Raw genomic sequence first — 21,155 nt, 5'->3', positions numbered from 1 at the left:
CCGCCCGGAACAAGTAGTCCGCGTACGCCCGGTACAGCCTCGCCGTCACCTCCGGCGTCAGCCGGCCCGACGGAGCAGCATGCACCACGCCCGCATCGGACTCCGTACCCGTGCTCGTACCGGCTGGTGCGGCGAGCTGGTGGCGCTGGTCGTCCGGGCCCAGGGCGATGTGCGGGAGTGGTCCGTCCGCCTCGTCGAGGAGCCGGGTGGCTTCGGTGGCGGTGAGGTTCGTCGCGCCGTCGGCATCGGAGGAGCCCGACGACGGCGCGACGGGGGACGCGGAGCCGGGCGTGAGCGCGGGACCGGACACGGTGGTGACGGGGATCGCCGGGACCGGGGTCGAGACCGCCTCTGCGTCCGGCGTGACAGCCGCCTGCGGGATCGGCGTGCTGGTGGTGCCGGTCACCGTGGCCGCCTGCGGGGCCGTCTCCGACGGGCTCGTCGACGCGGCCTGCGGCTGCCGGGGCGCGTGCGGTTCGGCTCCCAGGGGGACGTCGGCGGTCGTCACCGGGCGTCGCACGGTGGGTGCGGCGGCCGGGCGCTCCGAGGACGCCGGCGTGAGGTCGCCGACGAGGGCGGAGAGCAGCGCGAGGTGGCGGCCGCGCAGGCCGCCCCGGGCCAGTCCGTCCGGGGCGGACCGGGTGTAGTCGCCCAGCAGGCTGCCGGGGACGTCGGGGCGGTGGGGCGCGGCCGGGTCACCGGCCCGTGCCTCGTCCCGGAGGCCGAGCTGGTGGGCGATCTCGTGGGCGTAGTCGACGGGGTCGGCGTCCGCCCACCAGGCGGTCCGGGTCATCTGCCGGTCGCGGCCCACCAGGTCGACGTCGAGCGTGCCGGGGTGCGTGCCGGGCGGCACCTGCTCGACGGTGACGTGCAGCAGGTCGCCGTCGGCCAGGTGGTGCCCCGGGGCGTTGAAGTACGTCTCGACCCCGGAGCGCACCTTGTCCCAGACGTCGGCGGGCAGGCCGTCCGGGGCGGCGGAGACCCGCACGGTGAGGTCGGTGATCCACCGGCCGTCGTACTCGAAGCGGCGCGCGTCGAAGTGCGACCGGACGGTGTACTGCGTCGTCTCCCCGAGCCGTGCCGGGTCGGGGGGCGTGGAGACCGGGTCGACCCAGACGTGCGAACGGGTCACCGCGGGCGCGGCGGACCGTGCCGCCTCGAAACCGGGGGCGCCGGTCAGCGGCGCCGGTGCGGGAGCGGCCCCGGAGAGCGAGGTGTCGGCACCGGTCGCCGTGACCGGCGCGGCCGAGGAGGGCACGTCGTGGCTGCCCGGGCGCGCGTCGGCGTCCTGGCCGGTCGCGTCGTCCTCCCGCGACGTGTCCTGCCGGGGGAGGTTGGAGAGGGACGGGCTGTCCTCGGCGCCGCCCTGCGTCCGGGTGCCGGCGCCGCCGCGCGGCACACCCGTGCCGGTGTCGTCGCTGTTCCGGCCTTGCGGGAACTGTGTGGCCTCGGGCGTCGCATCGCCGGTCCGCCCGGTGCTCTCCGGCACCCCGCGCGGGCCGGCGGACGGAGCGCCGGTGCCCGTGCCCGTGTGCGGCGCGGGGGTGCCGGGAGCGGTCACGCCCGTCGTGCCGCCCGTGGAGTCCGTGCCGTCGCCGACATCGGTGCCGAGGAGGTCGGTCCCGATGCCGTCGGCGCCCCGTGCGGCGTCACCGTCGGAGTTCCCGTCGGACCCACCGAGGGAGGCGGTCGAGGGGAGGAGGCCCTTGGCGGTGAGCGGCGAGGACACCGTCGCCGGATCGAAGCCGACGGGGGTGTGCGGGACGGACGTCGATCCGTACGTGGTGTCGGAGGAGACCGAGTCGGTGTCGGAGAAGTCGAACAACGACTCGTCGTCCAGGGACGACACCTCGGAGGCGCTGTCGTGGCCGACGTCGTGCACCGGCGGCGGCACGGTGGTCACCGGCGGCGGGACGACGGTGGTGACAGGGGCGCCGGTGGTGGTCGTGGGCAGCGGAGTCGGCACGGGCGCCGGGGCCGGTCCAGGACCGGGGGCGGCCGAGCCGCTCGGTCCGTCGCCGCCGTCGCCGCCGATGCCGAGCAGTGAGGTGTCGTTGAAGTCGCCGAGGCCGGTGCCGGTGGTGAACTTGTTGTGCAGCCACAGGGCGCCGCCCGCCACGGCACCGCCGGCGACCACGTCGAACACCGAACTGGTGCCGGAGCCGACGAACGTCTCCCACTTGAAGTCCCAGTCGCCCTCGAAGGCGCCCTGGATGAGGTACTCACCGACCGACTCGCTGACCGCGCCGACGACGAACGCCCCGCCCAGCTCGCCGGCCCCGTTCAGGGTGATGTTCCAGTTGGGGTGGTTCTTGACGAAGCTGTCGAAGTTGTCGAACGAGTTCTTGAACCAGTTCTTCAGGTGATCGCCGCCGAACTCCAGTATCGACCCGAGCGCGCCGACGACCGCGCCGAACGCCGCCGCCTTGCCGACGTCCTTCCAGTCGATCCCCCCGGGCTTGCGGTCGCCGGAGTTCAGGACGATCTGCGCGAGCCGCACCGCCAGGGTCTGCAGCGCCTCCGACATCGCCTCGGTGAGCGCCGGCGCGAGGTGCGACATCCGCAGCAGGCGCTGGACGATGAGCAGCACGGCCAGCCTGCTGCGAGCCCGGGCCAGCGCCATCTGGGAGAGGGAGGTGCCACCGGTGATCGCGGCCAGCGCCGCCAGCAGGGCCAGCTCGATGAGGAGCATGACGATCTCGGCGATGATCTCCCACTTCGCCGCCTGGATCTTGATCGAGTGGTCGACCTGGCCGCGGGCGATCTCGTCCAGCTGGTCGATCATCCGGTCGAGGTGGTTGACGCCGCCGTCGTCGGTCAGCATCGACAGACCCCGGACGTACTGGGCGCCGACGTCCTTGGGCAGGGAGGTGGAGGCCTCGGAGATCGAACGCCGGATCTCCTCGTTCAGCCTGCGGATGCCGCGGCCGAAGTCCTGGTACAGCTCCTGGCTGGCGTAGGCGAGATTCTCCCTGGCCTGCAACGGCATCTCGCCGATGAGGATCCAGAGCATCTTCCTGACGTCCTCAGGAAAGTTGATCTCCTGCACCGAAACTCCGCTCACCTCGAACCGTCGGTCACGGGCCTGTCCGTGGGGACCTGTCGACGCCCGCTGCCGTGCTCCCCGGCCGGGGCCGCGGTCCGTGTCGGACACCGCTGCCCCGGCCGGGGGTACCGCCTCCTCGTGTCAGTGGCGCCCGCCGGGCCCGTCTCCGGCTTCGCCGCCGAGGGCCTCCTCGGTCCTGCGCCGGTGCTCGCGGATGCGCTCGCTCGAGTCGGACTGCGTCCGCTCGATGTTCGCCAGGTTCGCGAGCGTCGCGGAGACCAGACCGTCCAGCGCCTCGAAGAGGCTGTTGCTGGTGTCCAGGCAGAAGGCGTTGTTGCGCTCGTAGACGGGGCGGACCTCGCGGGCGAAGTCGTCCGTCCAGCCGGGCCACTCCGTGTAGGTCCGCTCCTGGCTCAGAAAGTCCTGCCCCAACTGGCGTGCCATGAGCGGCAGCTGCTTCATCCGCTCGATGCTGTTCCGGAGAGCGGCGGGATTCGCCTCGTACGCGTCGCTCATGACCGGCCCCTTCCTCGTGCCGTACCGCCGTCGGCGTCACCCTCGGCGTCGTCGTCGATCTCGTCGTGCAGCCGGCTTCCGCCGCGTCGGCCGTTCCCGTCGGTCTCCGCGCTCAGCGCCGATCCGAAGATGCGGTTCCAGTCGATGTCGACGCCGCGCAGCTCCGGGACGTCGGCGCTGGGCTCGGTCAGCGGGGCGAAGGTGGCCATCACCTCACGGGCCATCTGCGCGCGCCCCCGCCCGACCGCCTCCATCACGGAGGCGGCCAGCTGGGTGGCGTTCATCGAGCGGTACTTGTTGTCCAGGAACTTCAGTCCGGTCAGCTCTCCGGCCGGGCCGACCGTCACCTCGACGGCCCGGTCCCGGGAGCGCACGCTCGCGGAGGCGTGGGAGAGCCGTTCCTCGGCCCGCGCCACGGCGGCCTGCACGGACTCCAGCTCGGCCATCGCCTTGGCGATGCGCTGCTCGATCGGTTCGGTCACGGGGTCGTCCTTCGCTGTGCTGTGCTGTTCATCGGCCGATGACGGCGGGTGCGCCGCCCTCGTCGGTGCCCCAGACGTCGTCGTCGTCCTGCGCCCAGACCTCCCGCGCCCGGTCGCCGCTCTGGGTCTGCGGCTGGCCGCCGGCGCCGCCGGGGTGACCGCCCATGGGCAGGAACGGACTGCCGCTGGTGGTGGCCGTGGAGGCGCGCGCCGGGGACACCCGCACGTCGTTCTCCTCCTGGACGGAACGTGCCGCGGGGGCCGCTCCGGGACGGCCGCCGCGGCTGTTCAGCGGCTGTCCGCTGTCGATGACGTTGCGGACACGCTCCGACTCCGACTGGTTGCCGGCGCCCGCGCCGCCCATCGGCATGCCCCCCATCGGCATACCGCCCATCGGCATGCCCCCCATGCCGTTCATGCCGTTCATGCCGAGGCCGCCGGGCAGCGAGCCGGTGTTGAGCGGAGTGCCGGTCTCCGCCTCGCGCTGCGCCGCGGTCATCGCGGGCGTCGCCGGGGAGGCGTACGGCGACTCGTAGGGGGACTCGTCGTACAACTCCTCCTCGTAGGAGCCGAAGTCGTAGGAGGGCGAGGTGAAGGAGGGCGAGGTGTACGAGGGCAGGGTGGGGGAGGACGGCAGTGACGAACCGGTGCCGGGGAGGGAGGGCAGGTCGCCGAGGGAGCCGTTGAGGTTGCCGGTGGTGACGGTGCCGTCCGGGCGGGTGGTGGTGCCGATGCCGGTGTCCGGGTCGACCCTCGTGACCGTGCCGTCCGGGTGCTCGGTGACGATGTCACCGTTCCGGTCCAGGTGGGAGGTGCTGCCGTCGGGGTGGGGCAGCAGGTCGCCGATGTTGAGGGGACCGGTCTCCACCGTGCCGTCCGGCCGGGTGACCGTCGCCGTACGGTTGTCGGGGTCGATCTGCACCTTGCTGCCGTCCGGGTACTCCGTGACGAGCCGGCCGCTGTCGTCGAGCGCGGTCCTGCTGCCGCCCGGGTTGGTCAGCGTGCCGTCTCCGGAGTACCCGTTCGAGGCGGGGCCGTCCGGACGCAGGGAGCCCAGGTCACCGAGGTTCAGGTCGCCGGAGCCGAGCGAGACGCCGCCCGGGTTCAGGCCGCCGCCGGAGCCGGGGAGGCCGCCGCCCGGATTGAGCAGTCCCTCGGACTGCCTCTCGTAGGCGGCCTGGGCCTGCTGGTAGGCCTCCTCCTGCCGCTGCCGCGCCTCCTCCTGCTGGGCCTGGCGCTCGGCCTCCTGCTTCTCCTGCTCGGTCAGCAGCTGCTCCTGGCGCAGTTCCTGCTCGGTCCGGAGCCTGTTCTGCTCCTCCTCCTGCCGCCGCATCTGCTCCTCGGCCTTGGCCTCGGCCTCGGCCTGCTTCTGCTCGGCCTCCTTCTCCTTCTGCTCCTGCTTCGCCTCGGCCTCGGCCTGCTTCTGCTCGGCCTCCGCCTCCTTCTCCGCCTGCTCGGCCTTGGCCTCCGCCTCCTTCGCGTCGGCCTCCGCCTCGGCCTCGGCCTGCTTCCGCTCCTGCTCCTGGCGGGCCTTCTCCTGGTCGGCGCGCGCCATGTTGAACTGGCTCAGCTGCATCTGCTCCGCGCGGGCCTGGGCCTCCTCCTGCTTCTTCTGCGCCTCCTCCTGCTTGGCCTCCTGCTCGGCCCGCACCTGCTCGGCCCTGGCCTCCGCCTCGGCCTGCTTGGCCTCGGCCTCCTTCTCCTTCTGCTCCTGCTTGGCCTCGGCCTCCGCCTGCTTCTGCTCCGCCTTGGCCTCCGCCTCGGCCTGCTTCTGCTCGGCCTCCTTCTCCTTGCGTTCCTGCTCCGCCTTGGCCTCGGCCTCCTTGCGCTCCTGCTCGGCCTTGGCCTCGGCCTCCTTGCGTTCCTGCTCGGCCTTGGCGGCGGCCGCCTTCTCCTCGGCCTCCTTCTCCTTGCGTTCCTGCTCGGCCTTGGCCGCGGCGGCCTGGTCCTTCTGCCACTGCATGAACTCGTCCTGCTTGCGCTGGGCCTCCTCCGCCGCCTTCCTGGCGTCGTCCGCCTGCTTCTCGGCCAGGTCCTCCTTGTAGGAGCTGGTGAGGTCGCTCTCACCTCGGACCTTGACCGACCCGAGGTCGATGGTGGTGGGACTCCAGCTGTTGTGGATCGCCTTGAGGGCCGCCTCGGCGGGCTCCACGAGGTCCCTGATGACGTACGCCTGCCAGTGCTGGACGGCCCGTTCCCCCACGGCCTTCCAGGTGCTCAGCTCGTCCAGCGGACCGAAGTTGTCGCTCTTGCCGTGCCGGGTCGCCGTCTGGTCGAAGCCCGCCTTGGCGTGGTACGTGGTGTAGTAACTCGTCGTGTACAGGCCACCGGTGCTGTTCACCTTGTAGGTGATCTGCTTGATGTTGTTCTCCCACACGTGGTCGGTGATGTCCACGAGCAGCTTGTTCAGTGCGATCAGCGGGTTGCTGTGCTGGGTGACCCAGGTCATCCAGGACCGGTGCAGCTCGACCACGGCGTCGCGGAACGCGCCGCGGGCCTCGCGCAGGATGTTGCCCTGCTTGGAGAGGCCGTTGGCGGCGCCCATGTCGTCGGCGAAGCCCTTGTACTGCCGGTTGATGGTGTCGATCAGGGTCCAGAAGACACCGGCGGCCTGGCCGCGCCAGGCGTCGTCCTGCTCGGTGCCCACCCGGCGCTGCCACTCCGCGACGACCTTCTCCTGGTTGGCGAAGAACTGGGCGACCCGGTCGAAGGCGGCGGCCGCGGTGTCGAAGGACTTCAGCGAGACGGCCCCCGCGTCCAGCACGTTCTTGTTGTTCCAGCCGAAACCGACCGTGCCGTTCTCGTTGTAGAGCAGCGCCTCCATCGCGCGCCCCGTCCCGTAGGCGTACTGGGTCAGCTTCTCGGTCGACCAGGTTGCCTTGTCACCGCTCAGACCGAGGTGGTTGTCGTACTGGCTCTTGAACTCCCCGCCCTCCACGACACCGCCCGACGGGCCGTCGTCCCCCTTGTTGCCCAGCATGGTGATGCGGGCCTTGTACATCGAGACCTGGTCGCCGGCGGACGCGTCGTCCCCGCCCGTCGTGTAGAAGGGGATGACGAAGTCGGTGTTCTCGATGCGGTAACCGGCGTTCTCGACACGCCAGTTGAAGTCGTTGGGGTCGACGTAGTCGACGTAGTTCTGCCGGCTGAGCTCCACCTTCATCTGCGGGATGCCGTCGTTGCCCATGAGGGACTCGAAGAGCGTGTCCCGGTGCGGCGCGTCGTACCCGGTGAACCAGTACGCGGCCTTCTGCCAGGAGTCGTTGTCTGCGTCGAGCGCCCTGACGTGCTCTTCCGGTACTTCGTCTTCTGCCACGGTCTGACTCCGTCGAGGGGGGCGTAGGTGGAGTTTCGGGGCTGCGGGCGGCAGCCTGCGGGGCGTGGGGCCGGGCCCGTGGAGGGGCCGGACGGACGAGGGGGAGGGTGCGGCCGTGTGGAGCACGTCCCGCCGGCCTCGCGCGGCGTGCTCCGTCGAACGGCCTAGTCGTCCTCGCCGCCGCCGGCCTCGCCCAGGGTGTCGTCGACGTCCTCGAAGATGTCGAGCAGCTTGTCGCCGTCGATCCTGGTGAGGTTCTCACCCTGGGTCTCGAACAGTTCTTCGATGCTGGTGCGCAGGTTGTCGTCGATGTCGTCGAAGAGCTGCACCTGGTTGTCCAGGATGGGTACCAGTTCCTTGATGAGGTTGGTGACCGCCTCGACGAGCGCGGCGCCGTTCACCGTCTCGTTGTCGGCCATGTAGCCGATCATCAGCGGCCGGGTCGCCTCGATCGGCCAGTCGTCGGTCACCTTGCCCCGCGCGCTCAGGTTCTCCAGCGACGGGATGACCTCGCCGGTCGTGGAGAGCCCGTCCTGGGTGATCTTCTTCAGCGCGTCGCGGAAGTTGAGGATGTCGTGGTTGAGGAAGTTCTCCAACCACGCCTTGTCGAGGTTGACCGTGGTGCCGTCGTCCGCCATGTCCTTCTCCTGCCGGAACTGTCACTGTCGGGGAACCGGACGGGCGGCCCGCCCTGAGGTGCCGGGGGCCGCCCTCCGGTGACGGGGGTACGGGCCGGCCGGCTCAGCGGCCGACGCGGACCTCGCTCCACAGCTGGGTGAGGGACTTCTCGCTGTACTGGTAGTTCCCGGAGACCTCGGTCAGCAGGTGCGAGTGGTTCTCCAGCAGGTCCTGCATCGCCTGGACGGCGTTGTTCCACGCGGTCTGCTTGTCGTTGTAGACCTCGCGGTCGTCACCTTCCCAGGTCGCCTTGAGCGCCTGGAGTTCGGCGTCCAGGTTGACCAGGATGCTGGCGATCGCCCGGGTCTGCTGGACCATGTCGTCGGCCGCGTTCGACATGTGCCGGTAGTCGACGTAGATGTGTCCGTCGGTGAAGTCGCTCATCGTGAGGGCCTCGTCTCGCAACAGTGATGGGGGGATGGGGAGGACGGTGTGTGTCCCGGCCCGGCGCCGGGACGCGCTCCGGCGTCAGCCGCTCAGCGCGTCGAAGATGGCCTGCGACTGGGTGTACGAGTTGTTGATGGCCTCGCTGTTGGACCCCTGGGTCAGGCCCTGGACCCGGAGGGTCTCGTTGAGGGTGTCCACCATTTCCCGGACGTTCCTGGAGATGATCTCGGCCTGGTCGTCCCAGAGCTTGAGCAGGTCCTGGAAGGCCTTGCCGTCCGAGCCCTTGAGTCCGGAGGCCAGGTTGAACTTCATGTTCTCGACGTCCTGCCTGCAGTTCTGCACGCCGGTGAAGGCCGACTCGAGCGCCTGAATGCCGTTCCGGGTCGCCTGCTCCTCGGACTGCTGGAAGCCTGCCATGTACCGCACCTCCTGATGATCGCGCCGCCTGGCCCCGGCGGCCGGCCGTGCCCGCGGCCGGCCGTGGACGGCGGTGTCCGCTCGACCGGGGCAACTGATTCCGAACGTAGAACAGTTGAGCAGACCATAGCGAAAAGAGTCCGGCCGCCCTCGTGCGTCGGGTCGACGACTCCCAATCTCTGAGCTGGATTTGAGGAACCGTCACATGACGTTCGCGTCAGCGTTCCCCGGCCGGTCGGCCGGCCGGTCCGGGGCCGCCGCATCCTCCGAGGTCCGCGACCCGTCGGCTGCGCCGTTCCCCGCGTCGCCCCGCGCGGGGGTGTCCGAGGAGGAACCGCAGGGAGCGGCCGTCGTCCTGGCGCGTCCGGTCACGGCCGCTCGCCGACTCAGGTCGGGGCCGGTCGGCAGCATGGCCAGCAGCGGTGAGGGAAGCCCCCGCGCCTGTCCGCCGCCGTACCCGAGCGCCGCCAGGGCCTTGTCGTCGGCGACCCGGTACTTCATGCCGCTGTCGGTCACCAGGTAGACCGTGTCGCCGACGGCGCCGCCGCCGGCGCCCAGGGCGTGCACCAGCGCGCCGCCGCCGGCCCGGACGGTGATCCGGTCGACGGGCACACAGGCGGGGCTCAGCCCTTCCGGCGCGGGCTGCGCGGCCGGGCCCAGTGCGGACGGCGAGGACAGGGCGACGCTGACCCGGGTACCGGAACCGCCGCTCTCGATCCGCGCACAGGCCGTCTGCCCCGGCTCCAGCCGCACCGCCTTGGGCGGTGCGGCGGGCAGGTCGGTGAGATCCGGGTCCGCGGCGTCGGCCGTACGGCCGTCCAGAGCGTCCGAGCCCAGTTCCACCGCGGTCGGAGCCTGATCGCCGTACGCCTTCTCGCGGGTCTCGGGGTCGCCGAGGACCAGGGCCGCACCGGTCGCGGTCAGCGGGACGAGCCCCTCCTCGCGCAGCAGGTAGTAGCGGGCGTCCGAACCGGGCGCGGTGACCCGGAAGACCTGCCCGATCCGGGTCTCGCGGCCGCCGAGCTCGGGGCCCCGGCCGCCGCGGTCCGGCACGTCCGGCGGGGACAGGTCGGGGCCCGCGGGCAGGGAGTTGAGGAACGCCGCCGACACCCTCACCCGCGCGGTGGTGTCGTAGCCGAGGGAGCGCGAGGCGCCCCGCTCGTCGTCCAGACGCAGCCGGGTGCCCCGCCACACCAGGTGGTCGGCCTTGTCCGGACCGGTCACCACCAGCGCCTGGCCGGCGCCCAGTCCGCCGCCGGCGGGCGCGCCCACGGCGAGGACCGTGGTGTCGGCGCCTTCGGCGGTGCCGGAACACACCTGCCACGGGCCGGAGTCCAGGCCGTCGGGGGCGGGAAGCGCGTCGGGCGCACCGACGATGCCCACCGGCGCCCCGTGCGGAACACCGGCCAGGGAGCCGGAACCGACCGAGACGACCTGCATGTCGGCGCCCGCCAGCAGGCGGGCCGAGGCGTAGTTGCGCACCGGCCGCAGCCGGCCGTCCAGGTAGAGGTAACGGGAGCCGGTGTCCTTGTCGACGACGACCGTGCCCGCCTCCTTCCAGGAGTCCTTGACGCCGGGCTTCAGCAGGCCCAGCACGAAGGCGCCCGCCGACACCAGCACGGCGACCACCACACCGATGACGACCCCGCGGTTGGTCCTGCCCTGCGGGCTCTCCGGGGCGTCCGGGTCACCGCGGAGCATGGCGGTGGTGAGGCGCCCCATGACGAACATGTGCGCCTGTACCTGATCACGCCTGTTCTGCACCGTGCTCTCCTCAGCCGTTGAGGGACCGCAGGGCCCCGTAGACACCGAGCACCCACAGCACCAGCGGCAGCAGGGCGATCGCCGCCGCAGAGTGCAGCAGTTCCGCCCCGCGGCCCCAGTACGGCACGAGCCGCCGGCCGGGCACCGTCCAGGACGCGATGGCGAGGGCGGCGGTCACGGCGAGCAGGCCCGCCACGGTCAGCAGCCGCCCGAGGGAGCCGGAGCCCAGTGCGTGCGAGAACACCAGCAGGATCAGCGCCCAGGCACCGGGCAGCGTCAGGGACAGCCGCTGCCAGACGTTGCCCAGCCCCCTGGCGTGCAGGAGCAGCAGCAGCGCCAGCGCCAGGGAGGTGAACACCTCGGCCAGCCCGTCGCGGCGGGCCAGGACCGTCAGGCAGCCGGCGCAGACCACGCCGACCGCCCCGTACAGCGAACTCATCCAGCCGTCGGCCAGCACCGAACGGGAGGCGACGACCGCGGTGGGATGCGGTTCGATGCCCTCCTGCAGCTGCTGGGCGTTGGTCGGCAGCGGAGGCATGCGCAGCCCGGCCATCCGGAAGGAGAGGCCGGGCACGAAGGCGCCGAGGAGCACGGCGCCCAGCGCGACGACGCCGGCCACTTCGTGCGCGGCGAGACCGGCGGCCAGCATCAGGGCCCCGGCCAGCACCCCGAACGCGGCGATCACCGCGGGGGCGAGGAACAGGGCGGCGTACGCGGCCACCGCGGCGAGCGAGAGCACCGCCCCGCCGGCCCCGGCCGCGGACGCGGCGAGCAGACGGGCGCCCAGCATCTGCGCACCGTGCGGGCCGGTGATGTCACCGCCCGGCAGCAGCCAGCCCGCCAGGGCGAGGTAAGGGGTGACCATCAGGCCCAGGACCGCACCGGCCCCGCCGTCGCCGACCGCCCGGCTGGCCGCGGCGGCGCCCGCCAGGAGCAGCAGCGCGGCGGCCGCCGCGCACAGAGCGCGGACGGAGCCGGAGCCGGAGCCGCCGGGCAGGGCGAGCACCACCAGGCCGACGGCGAGCGCCGCCATGGTCAGACCCCGCAGCAGGGCCCGGCCCGCCCACGGGGTCCAGCCGTAGGGGCGGTCGCGCAGGGTGGTCGAGATGCCGTCGACCAGGTCGTCCAGATGCACCTCGGGCAGCGCCTCGACACGGGGCCGCAGGTACACGGTCTCGCCGTCGCGCAGCTCGAAGGAGTCGAGGGTGCGCTCCTCGTCCATCGGCTCGCCGCCCAGGCGCTGCAGCACCCAGCCGCCGTGCTCGATGCCGGCTTCCTCCAGATCGTCCCCGGCGTAGCCGAGCACGGCGGGCAGCAGGTCGGCGACCGGCACATCGGCGGGCACGGCCAGGTCGATCGTGCGGGCGGGGGCGCGTACGGTCAGGCGGCACAGACCAGCCACCTGGTTGTCACTCATCGGTCTGGCTCACGCCTTCCGGGGTTCGCCGTCGCATGCCGACGGACATACAACGGGCGTGCGGAGTGGGGGGGTTGCTGGTTGGTGGTCAGCTGGCGTGATCGTAGTATCAAACATCTCTTCGGGGTGACCCCGCCCCCGGAGCATCCGAGGTTCCAGCAGCATCAGTCCCCCACCCGTGAGCGCGCACCGTCGGCCCGGCGGCCGCTCCGTAAGGAGACCCGTACGGTGAGTGTGGTTCTGTTCCGCCGGCCCGCCCGCAGACGCGGCCCCGAGATGCCGGACGGAGAACTGACCCTCCAGGAGCCGCCCACGCTCCCCGAGGTGGTCCCCGATTCGTCCGCCGTGTGGACCTATCTGCCGATGGCGCTCATGTCGGTGTCGATGATGCTGATGTTCATGCGCCCCGGCATGGGCGGCCGCGGCAGCGGCTTCATCTACCTCGCCCTCGGCCTGATGGTCATCTCCTCCGCGGCCATGATGCTCGGCCAGGTGATGCGCCGTAACAGCGAGCGCAAGCAGCGCCTCAAGGGCGAACGCCGGGACTACCTGCGCTACCTCACCCAGACCCGCCGCAAGGTGCGGACCGCGGTGATGGACCAGCAGCGCGCCCTGGCCTGGCGCCACCCCGAGCCGTCCGCGCTGTGGTCCCTGGTCGGGTCGAGCCGGCTGTGGGAACGCCGTCCGCAGGACCAGGACTTCGGCGAGATCCGGGTGGCGGTGGGCGACCAGAAGCTGGGCCTGCGCCTCAACCCGACGGCCACCACCCCCGTCGAGGACCTGGAACCGCTCTCCGCGCACGCGCTGCGCAGCTTCATCCGCGCCTACAACACCGTCCCCGACCAGCCCATCGCCGTCTACCTGCGGGCCTGGGCCCGGATCCTGTTCCGCGGCGACGAGGACCGCGTCCGCGCGCTGGCCCGGGCGATCGTCGCGCAGCTGGCCGCGTTCCACTCCCCGGACGACGTGTGGATCGCGCTGTGCGTGTCCGACGAGCGGCGCGCCGACTGGGAGTGGGCCAAGTGGCTGCCGCACCACCTGCACCCGCAGGAGAACGACGGCGCCGGGCCCGCCCGGATGACCGGCTCCGCCTTCAACGAGCTGGAGGACCTGCTGGGCGCGGAGTTCATGGAACGCCCGCCGTTCGACCCCGACGCGGTCCCCGGCCGCGAGGAGCCCTTCACCGTGATCGTCGTCGACGGCGGCACGGTCCCCGGCGGCCACCGCCTCGACGGCCCCGGGCTGCGCAACACCGTCGTACTGGACCTCACCGGCGCCCTGACGTGGCGACCCGGCCGGGTCACCCTCCGCCTCGACGTGGACGGCGACGCCATCCGCCTGGTGCGCACCGACCGCGACCGCAAGGAGCAGACCACCTACCTCGGGCGGCCCGACTCCTTCGGCCCGCGCGGCGCGGCCGCCCTGGCCAAGCGGATCTCGCCCTACCGGATGGGCATGGGCACGGACGCCTCCGAGCCGCTGGCCACCGAGGTCGAACTCACCACCCTGCTCGGCATCCAGGACCTGTACCGGCACGACCCGCAGACCCTGTGGCAGCGCAGCACCGGCCCCGGCCGGCTGCGCGTGCCCATCGCGGTGGGCGTCGACGGCCAGCCGGTGGAGCTGGACATCAAGGAGTCCGCCCAGGGAGGCACCGGCCCGCACGGCATGCTGATCGGCGCCACCGGCTCCGGCAAGAGCGAGCTGCTGCGCACCCTCGTCCTGGCGCTGGCGCTCACCAACTCCTCCGAGACGCTCAACTTCGTCCTCGTCGACTTCAAGGGCGGCGCCACCTTCCTCGGCCTGGACGAGCTCCCGCACGTCTCGGCCGTCATCACCAACCTCGCCGACGAGGCGGCCCTGGTCTCCCGCATGCAGGACGCCCTGCACGGCGAGCTGATCCGCCGCCAGGAACTGCTGCGCGCCGCGGGCAACTACACCTCCGCCCTGGAGTACGAGAAGGCGCGCGCCGCCGGCGCCCCGCTGGCTCCGCTGCCCAGCCTGTTCGTGGTCGTCGACGAGTTCAGCGAACTGCTGGCGGCGCACCGGGAGTTCATGGAGCTCTTCGTGATGATCGGCCGACTCGGCCGAAGCCTCGGCGTGCACCTCCTGCTCGCCTCGCAGCGCCTCGACGAGGGCCGCATGCACCAGCTGGAGAGCCACCTGTCCTACCGGATCGGCCTGCGCACCTTCTCCGCGATGGAGAGCCGCGGCGTCCTCGGCGTGCCGGACGCCTACGAACTCCCGCCGGCTCCGGGCAGCGGCTACCTCAAGTCGGGCGTCGAGGCCCTGACCCGGTTCCGCGCCGCCTACGTCTCCGGTGCCTACCGCCAACGCCGCGGCAGCGCCGGCCAGGCCCGCGCCGCCGGCCAGACCGTGCCGTGGACGAACGGCTACGTCGTACCGCGCGCGCTGCCCGAGCTGCCGGACCCGGAGCCGGAGGCCGAGGAGACCGGGGACACGCTGCTGTCCGTCGCCGTCGACAGGATGCTGGGCGCCGGCCCGCCCGCGCACCAGGTGTGGCTGCCGCCGCTGGACCTGCCCGCCACCCTCGACCAGGTGCTGCCGCCGCTCACGCCCGACCCGGAACTGGGCCTCACCACGGTGGGCTGGCCAGGCCGCGGCCGGCTGAAGGTGCCCATCGGCATCGTGGACCGGCCGTTCGACCAGATGCGGGACCTGCTGACCGTCGACCTGTCCGGCGTCGGCGGGCACATCGCGATCGCGGGCGGCCCGCAGAGCGGCAAGAGCACCATGGTGCGGACCATCCTGACGGCCCTCGCCCTCACCCACACCCCGCGGGAGGTCCAGTTCTACTGCCTGGACTTCGGCGGCGGCACACTGGCCGGTCTCGACGGGCTCCCGCACATGAGCGGCGTCGCGGCCCGGCTGGACTCCGAGCGGGTCGGCCGGACCATCGCGGAGGTGAACGCGCTGCTCGCGGCGCGGGAGAAGTTCTTCCTGGAACAGGGCATCGACTCCATGACCACCTTCCGGCGGCGCCGGGCCGCGGGGGAGTTCGCCGACCAGGAGCACGGCGACGTGTTCCTCGTCATCGACGGCTGGTCCACGGTCCGCCAGGACTACGACCGGCAGATCTCCACCTTCGGGGCGATCGCGGCCCGGGGCCTGAACTACGGCGTCCACCTCATCGTCACCACGGCGCGCTGGGTGGAGCTGCCGTCGGCCGTGCGCGACCAGGCGGGCACCCACCTGGAGCTGCGCATGGGTGACCCCATGGACTCCGAGATCGACATGCGGCGGGCCGCGACGGTTCCCCGGGTCCCCGGGCGCGGCCTGACCCGGGAGGGCAAGCTGCACTACCTCACGGCGCTGCCCCGCATCGACGGCGTCGAACAGGCCGACGACCTCGGCGACGGCGTGGCCGGACTGGTGAGCGCGGTCGCCGAGAGCTGGACGGGCCCGTCCGCGCCGCGGGTGCGGATGCTGCCCACCGAACTGCCGGTGTCCGCGCTGCCCGCGCCGGAGGGCGACTTCCGGGTGCCGCTCGGTCTGGAGGAGAACGAACTCACCACCGTGTGGCACGACTTCGCCGAGAGCCCGCACATGGTCGTCATCGGCGACACCGAGAGCGGCAAGACCAACCTGCTGCGGCTGACCGCCCAGGCGATCATGCGGCGGTACTCGCCGGCCGAGGCCCGCATCATGGTGGTGGACTACCGTCGCGAGCTGGTCGAGGCGGTCCCCGACGAGTACCGGCTGGGCCACGCCGTCTCCATCGACGCCCTGCGCGACCTGGTGGACGGGGCGGCACGGGCGGTGAAGATCCGGGTGCCGGGCCCCGACATCGCCCCGGCCCGGATGCGGCTGGCCGACTGGTGGAGCGGACCGCGCCTGTTCGTCCTCGTCGACGACTACGACATGCTCGGCTCCGGACCGATGAACGCCCCCTTCGACCCGCTCCTCGACCAGCTGGCACTGGGCTGGGAAGTCGGTCTGCACATGGTGGTCGCCCGCGCGGCCACCGGCGCGGGACGCGCCATGGGCGACCACCTGATGCGAAGGCTCCAGGAGGTCAACACCCCGACGCTGCTGCTGTCCTGCCCGCCCTCCGAGGGTTACGTCGTCGGCAACGCCAAGGGCCGCCTGCTGCCCCCGGGCCGCGCCACCCGGATCGCCCGCCGGAAGACCGTCCAGGTCCAGACGGCGTTCCTGGGCGACCCGAAGAGCTGACAGCGCACCGCACACCGCGCACCGCTCGGCGCACACCGCCTACGCCGTGCCGCCCGCGTGCCGGGCGGCACGGCGTACCGCCTCGCCACGGGCGGACGGCGGCGACTGCGCGCCGAGCCCGCCGGGAACGGCGCCCCCGGTGCGCGGGACGCCGCGCCGCGTCAGTCCGCCGGGCGCCACCGGCGGGCCCGGCCCCGAGGGATCACCGCGGCGCCCGCCGCCACCAGCAGGACCAGCCCGCCCCCGACCGACGCGACCACCACGGCACGGACGACGGGAGTCCGCGAGGGCTCCACGGGCAGTTCGGCGGCGGGCTGCCGCGGCACCGTGCCGGCGGTGTCGCTCAGGACGGCCGTGAGGGCGGCGTAGGCGTCCAGGCGCGGGGGAGAGGCCGGGTACGCCGTGCCGGTCAGCCGGTGCGACACCTCGGCGGCGCTCAGGTCGGGATGGCGTGCCCGCACGAGTGCCGCCGCGCCGGCCACGTGCGCGGCCGCCAGGGAGGACCCGGAACCCAGGTAGTGCCCGGCGCCCTCGGGCCCGTTGCCGACCACCGCGACACCGGGGGCCGCGAGGTCCGCCGACAGGCCGGTGGGCGCCCCCGCGGGCCGGCCGCCACCGGAGCCGTAGTCCATCACGGCCAGGACACCCGGTGCCGAGGCCGGCCAGTACCAGAGCGGGGCGGCCTCCTCGTCCGCGTCCCTCGGCAGCGCGTCCGGGGCGAACGGGGCGACGACCAGGGCGTCGCGGCCGGCGGCGTACTCCACCGCGTCGGTCAGTTCCTCCTTGCCGGTCGGCAGCGCCCGCCCGACGTAGATCACCTTCGCGCCGGACTCGGCGGCCGTCCTGATGCCGGCGGCGAGCAGGGCGGGGGTGGTCGCGCCGCGCTCCCGGGTGGCCCGCACCGCGAGGATCGTCGCCGCGGGCGCCACGCCCACGGCGCCCACGCCCTCGGCCGGGGCCGCGGCGATCAGTCCGGCGGCGAAGCTGCCGTGTCCGACGCAGTCGCCGCCCCCGCCCCCGGCCGTCTCCACCCGGCCGGACAGGGCCGGGATCGAGGTGCCGACACCGGTGTCCACCACCGCCACGGTCACCCCGGCCCCCCGGGACTGCTGCCACGCACGGGACAGACCGAGGGCACGGGTGGTCCACGGCTCGCTCTTCGCGGTCCGCCCGGACGCCTCGGCGCACGCCTCGTCCGGGGCGAGCTCCGTCCGGACGACCGGCAGCTCCACCGGGCCGGAGTCGGCCGCGGCGGGTGCCGCACCGGCGGCGAGCAGGGGTACGGCGGCCAGCACGGCGGCCGCGGCCGCACGCCCGGAGGTGGGGTCGCGTCGCATGGCGGGCATCCTATGGTGTCCGCGGGGGAGGCCCCGACGGTCCCCACGGTGCGGAACATCCAGGTGAATAACCGTCAACTGCCCATACCCGCCTGGAAGATGTTCGCCCCTCTCACGTAGCCTGCATCCGGCGCGTCCCGCCGTCCCACAGGGCCGACCGCGGCGCCGGAACGAGGAGGATCGAGCTTGTCACGGCAGTTGCTCACCGTCTGCCCGGATCAGCCGGATAGTTTCGGGACCATCGGTGAAGCCCTGGCTCAGGCGCGCACCGGCGCGGTCGTCCGGGTCATGCCCGGCCGCTACCCGGAGAACCTGACCGTCCGCACCCGGGTGACGATCGTCGCCGAGGGCGAGCGCGGCAGCGTCGAGATCTGTCCCCGCAGGGGCAGCGCGATCGTCCTGGTCGCCGACGCGGTCATGCTCACCGACCTGACGCTGCGCGGCGGTTCCGAGGACGTACCGGTCGTCGACGCGGCACGCGGCCAGGTCGCCATGGACGGCTGCACCGTCGTCGGCTCCGGCTGGACCGCCCTGCTGGCCCGCGAGTCGGGCTCCCTGGCCATGCGGGACTGCCGGGTCAGCAACCCGGTCGGCGCCGGAGTCGTGGACACCACCGACACCGGCAGCGTCATCGCCGACTGCGTGCTCGAGAACCTCGGCACCACCGCCGTCGTGATCAGCGACAAGGGCCGTACCACCGTGCGGGGCTGCCGCATCCGCGACGCCCGCGGCAACGGCGTGCTCACCAACGGCGAGGCCCAGGGCGTCGTCGAGGACTGCGACATCTCCGACACGGAGAAGCCCGCCCTCGCCCTGGAGGGCAGCAGCAGCACCCGGGTGCAGCGCGTGCGCGTCCACGACGCGGCCGTCGGCGTCTACGTCACCAGCGACTCGCGTCCGGTGGTCGAGCACGTGACGGTCTCCGACACCTCCGGTCCCGGCTTCGTGGTGGCGACCGGCGCCGACCCGGAGGTGCTGCGCTGCCGCACCTCGCGCACCAAGGGCAACGGACTGGCCGTCACCGAGCGCTCCCGCGGCACCTTCCGGGAGTGCGAGTTCGACACCGCGGGCGGACCGGCGATCCGCGTGATCGGCAGCAGCACGCCCACCCTGACCGACACCACGGTGCGCGACTGCGCGGACGCCAAGGGCGCCGTGGTGCTGGAGGAGGACTCGGCCGCCGAGTTCGACCGGCTGGAGATAGCCGACGCGGCCGGCACCGCCGTCCTCATCCGGGGCGGCGGCAACCCGCTGGTGCGCCGCGCCCGGATCACCGCGCCCGGCGGGTGCGGCGTGGAGGTCGTGGACGACGGTCGCGGCCGGCTGGAGAACTGCGAGATCGCGGACGCCGGGGCGGCCGGCGTGCGGATCGCCGGCGGCGGCAACCCGCACCTGCGGGACATCACCGTGCGCGGCGCCGCCGACGCCGGCATCCGGGTCGGCGCCGACGGCCGGGGAACGGTCCGCGACGGCCGGGTGCACGGCTCGGGCGCCTCCGGTGTCGCCGTGGACAAGGGCGGCGAACTCACGGTCCTGCGCACCGAGATCAGCGACGCGGGAGCGCACGGCGTGATGGCCGTCGACGGGGCCCGGCTGTCCCTCGACGCCTGCACGATCACGGGCAGCCTCGGCGACGGCATCCGCATCGACAGCACCGAGCCGGTCACCGTGGCGGGCTGTGCCGTACGGGAGAACCGGGGCGCAGGACTGAAGCAGACCCGCGCCGGCGACCGGTGCACCGTGGAGGACCTGACCAGCGCGGGCAACGGCGCCCCCGACGTGTGGGGCGCCGAGGTCGCCGGCGCCGCGCCGGCGGGCGACGCGGGCAGCGGGGGCCGCGCCGGGAAGGCGGCTCCGTCCGGTCCGCTGGAGGAGCTGGAGTCCCTGATCGGCCTGGCCGACGTCAAGCACCAGGTCCGCACCCTGGTCAACCTCAACCAGCTGGCGCAGCGCCGCGCCCGGCTCGGCATGCCGGTGCCGCCGATGAGCCGCCACCTGGTCTTCTCCGGTCCGCCCGGCACCGGCAAGACCACCGTCGCCCGCCTGTACGGCGGAATCCTCACCGACCTGGGCGTGCTGCGCTCGGGCCACCTGGTGGAGGTGTCCCGGGCCGACCTCGTCGCCCAGGTCATCGGCGGTACCGCGATCAAGACGACCGAGGCCTTCAACGAGGCGCTCGGCGGCGTGCTGTTCCTGGACGAGGCGTACACGCTGCTCTCGGACAGCAAGGGCAGCGGCGCCGACTTCGGCCGCGAGGCGATCGACACCCTGCTGAAGCTGATGGAGGACCACCGCGACGACGTCGTGGTGATCGCCGCCGGCTACACCGACGAGATGGCCGACTTCCTCAACTCCAACCCGGGCCTGGCCTCGCGCTTCACCCGCACCATCGAGTTCGCCAACTACTCGGTGGAGGAGCTCGTCACCATCACCGAGCGGATGTGCGAGGCCCACCACTACGTGCTGGACCCGCGCACGCTGGACGCGCTCGCCCGGCACTACGGGCAGATGGAGCGGGGCGCCACGTTCGGCAACGGCCGCGCCGCGCGCAGGGTGTTCGAGGAGATGGTGGACCGGCAGGCGTTCCGGCTCGGTTCGATGGCGGACCCGGCCGAGGCGGATCTGTCGCTGCTGCTGCCCGAGGACGTCGGCGTCGACGCGGGCGCCGTCGCGCAGGAGACGACCAGCTCCGAGGAACTGCTCGCCCGGCTCGAGGCGATGGTCGGCCTCGGCGCGGTCAAGCGCGAGGTGACCGACCTGGTGAACCTGCTGGCCACCACCCGTCAGCGGCGCGCTGCCGGGCTGCCCACACCGAGGATCAGCCAGCACCTGGTCTTCTCCGGTCCGCCCGGCACCGGCAAGACCACCGTCGCCCGCCTGTACGCGGAGCTGCTGCACTCCCTGGGGGTGCTGCCCAAGGGCCAGCTCGTGGAGGTGGCCCGCGCGGACCTGGTCGGCCGGTACGTCGGCCACACCGCGCAGATCACCAAGGAGGTCTTCGAACGGGCCCTGGGCGGAGTGCTGTTCATCGACGAGGCGTACACCCTCACCCCCGAGGGCGCGACGAGCGACTTCGGTCGGGAGGCGGTGGAGACGCTGCTGAAGCTGATGGAGGACCACCGGGACGAGATCGTCGTCATCGCGGCCGGCTACACCGCCGAGATGCGGCGGTTCCTGGAGTCCAACCCCGGCCTGTCCTCGCGGTTCACCCGCACCGTGGAGTTCGAGAACTACACCACCGAGGAACTCGTCGAGATCATCACGACGCAGGCCGCGGACTCCGGCTACGACTGCCCGCCGGAGACCGTGGCGGCGCTCGGCCGGTACGTGGCGGCGATCCCGCGGGACCGCCACTTCGGCAACGCCCGCACCGGGCGCCGGCTGGTGGAGGCGATGATGACCCGGCAGGCCCGGCGGATCGGCACGCTGGCCGCGCCCGGCCTGGACGACCTGCGGCTGCTGCGGCCCGACGACCTCCCCGTGGAGGACCCCGCCGGCGCGCCGCGCTGAGGCGGCGCGGCCGGTGCCCGGTGAGGCGGCGCGGCCGGTGCCCGGTGAGGGCTCCGGACACCGGTTAAGGACGACGCGCACGGCCCCCGGT

11 protein-coding genes and 1 pseudogene are annotated in these 21,155 nt (G+C 73.0%); 2 read left to right on the top strand and 10 right to left on the bottom strand.

Going from position 1 to position 21,155, the window contains the following annotated elements:
- The 9 genes and pseudogenes from ABZ836_RS10545 to eccD all read right to left on the bottom strand — a co-directional run.
- Positions 1-3,049 (bottom strand): annotated as a pseudogene (locus ABZ836_RS10545) (hypothetical protein); the annotation flags it as partial.
- A 138-nt stretch (positions 3,050-3,187) separates the two neighbouring features.
- Positions 3,188-3,562, bottom strand: a complete 375-nt coding sequence (locus ABZ836_RS10540; protein ID WP_356138198.1) for a hypothetical protein — start codon at positions 3,560-3,562, stop codon at positions 3,188-3,190.
- Positions 3,559-4,044 carry a YbaB/EbfC family nucleoid-associated protein gene (locus ABZ836_RS10535; RefSeq protein WP_356138196.1) on the bottom strand — a complete coding sequence of 162 codons (486 nt, stop codon included), beginning with the start codon at positions 4,042-4,044 and terminating at the stop codon, positions 3,559-3,561. The genes ABZ836_RS10540 and ABZ836_RS10535 overlap by 4 nt, the downstream gene beginning before the upstream one ends.
- Positions 4,045-4,072: 28 nt before the next feature.
- Entirely contained in the window at positions 4,073-7,360 is a 3,288-nt protein-coding gene (locus tag ABZ836_RS10530; RefSeq protein ID WP_361141189.1) for an AAWKG family protein, read from the bottom strand.
- A 164-nt stretch (positions 7,361-7,524) separates the two neighbouring features.
- Complete coding sequence (locus ABZ836_RS10525) at positions 7,525-7,998, bottom strand: type VII secretion system-associated protein (RefSeq protein ID WP_361141187.1); 474 nt, start codon at positions 7,996-7,998, stop codon at positions 7,525-7,527.
- A 103-nt stretch (positions 7,999-8,101) separates the two neighbouring features.
- Positions 8,102-8,422, bottom strand: a complete 321-nt coding sequence (locus ABZ836_RS10520; protein WP_280868926.1) for a WXG100 family type VII secretion target — start codon at positions 8,420-8,422, stop codon at positions 8,102-8,104.
- Between the two features lie 84 nt (positions 8,423-8,506).
- Positions 8,507-8,842: a hypothetical protein gene (locus ABZ836_RS10515; protein WP_356138204.1), complete on the bottom strand. Its 336-nt coding sequence runs from the start codon at positions 8,840-8,842 to the stop codon at positions 8,507-8,509.
- 201 nt (positions 8,843-9,043) lie between these two features.
- Complete coding sequence (gene eccB / locus ABZ836_RS10510) at positions 9,044-10,606, bottom strand: type VII secretion protein EccB (RefSeq protein WP_361141185.1); 1,563 nt, start codon at positions 10,604-10,606, stop codon at positions 9,044-9,046.
- Positions 10,607-10,616: 10 nt separating this feature from the next.
- The gene (eccD, locus tag ABZ836_RS10505) at positions 10,617-12,023 is read right to left on the bottom strand and encodes a type VII secretion integral membrane protein EccD (RefSeq protein WP_356138189.1); all 1,407 of its coding nucleotides are present in this window, start codon (positions 12,021-12,023) and stop codon (positions 10,617-10,619) included.
- A 234-nt stretch (positions 12,024-12,257) separates the two neighbouring features.
- On the opposite strand from eccD, the gene eccCa reads away from it, so the two are divergent.
- Positions 12,258-16,217: a type VII secretion protein EccCa gene (eccCa, locus tag ABZ836_RS10500; protein ID WP_356138202.1), complete on the top strand. Its 3,960-nt coding sequence runs from the start codon at positions 12,258-12,260 to the stop codon at positions 16,215-16,217.
- A gap of 161 nt (positions 16,218-16,378) precedes the next feature.
- Here eccCa and ABZ836_RS10495 read toward each other — a convergent pair whose 3' ends face one another.
- Positions 16,379-17,554 carry a S8 family serine peptidase gene (locus ABZ836_RS10495; RefSeq protein ID WP_361141183.1) on the bottom strand — a complete coding sequence of 392 codons (1,176 nt, stop codon included), beginning with the start codon at positions 17,552-17,554 and terminating at the stop codon, positions 16,379-16,381.
- 186 nt (positions 17,555-17,740) lie between these two features.
- Between ABZ836_RS10495 and ABZ836_RS10490 the strand changes: the two genes are divergently transcribed.
- Positions 17,741-21,064: a right-handed parallel beta-helix repeat-containing protein gene (locus tag ABZ836_RS10490; protein WP_361141181.1), complete on the top strand. Its 3,324-nt coding sequence runs from the start codon at positions 17,741-17,743 to the stop codon at positions 21,062-21,064.
- Positions 21,065-21,155: the final 91 nt, after the last annotated feature.

Source organism: Streptomyces sp. NPDC047130, assembly GCF_040643475.1.
Classification (GTDB): domain Bacteria; phylum Actinomycetota; class Actinomycetes; order Streptomycetales; family Streptomycetaceae; genus Streptomyces.
The sequence above is the reverse complement of the archived record's forward strand: the minus strand, read 5'-3'. Positions and strand labels throughout refer to the sequence as shown.

Bases quoted from the DNA above. Each gene is read 5' to 3' on its own strand.
- ABZ836_RS10540 (WP_356138198.1), bottom strand. From the start codon at position 3,562: ATGAGCGACGCGTACGAGGCGAATCCCGCCGCTCTCCGGAACAGCATC.
- ABZ836_RS10525 (WP_361141187.1), bottom strand. From the start codon at position 7,998: ATGGCGGACGACGGCACCACGGTCAACCTCGACAAGGCGTGGTTGGAG.
- ABZ836_RS10520 (WP_280868926.1), bottom strand. From the start codon at position 8,422: ATGAGCGACTTCACCGACGGACACATCTACGTCGACTACCGGCACATG.
- ABZ836_RS10515 (WP_356138204.1), bottom strand. From the start codon at position 8,842: ATGGCAGGCTTCCAGCAGTCCGAGGAGCAGGCGACCCGGAACGGCATT.
- eccD (WP_356138189.1), bottom strand. From the start codon at position 12,023: ATGAGTGACAACCAGGTGGCTGGTCTGTGCCGCCTGACCGTACGCGCC.
- ABZ836_RS10495 (WP_361141183.1), bottom strand. From the start codon at position 17,554: ATGCGACGCGACCCCACCTCCGGGCGTGCGGCCGCGGCCGCCGTGCTG.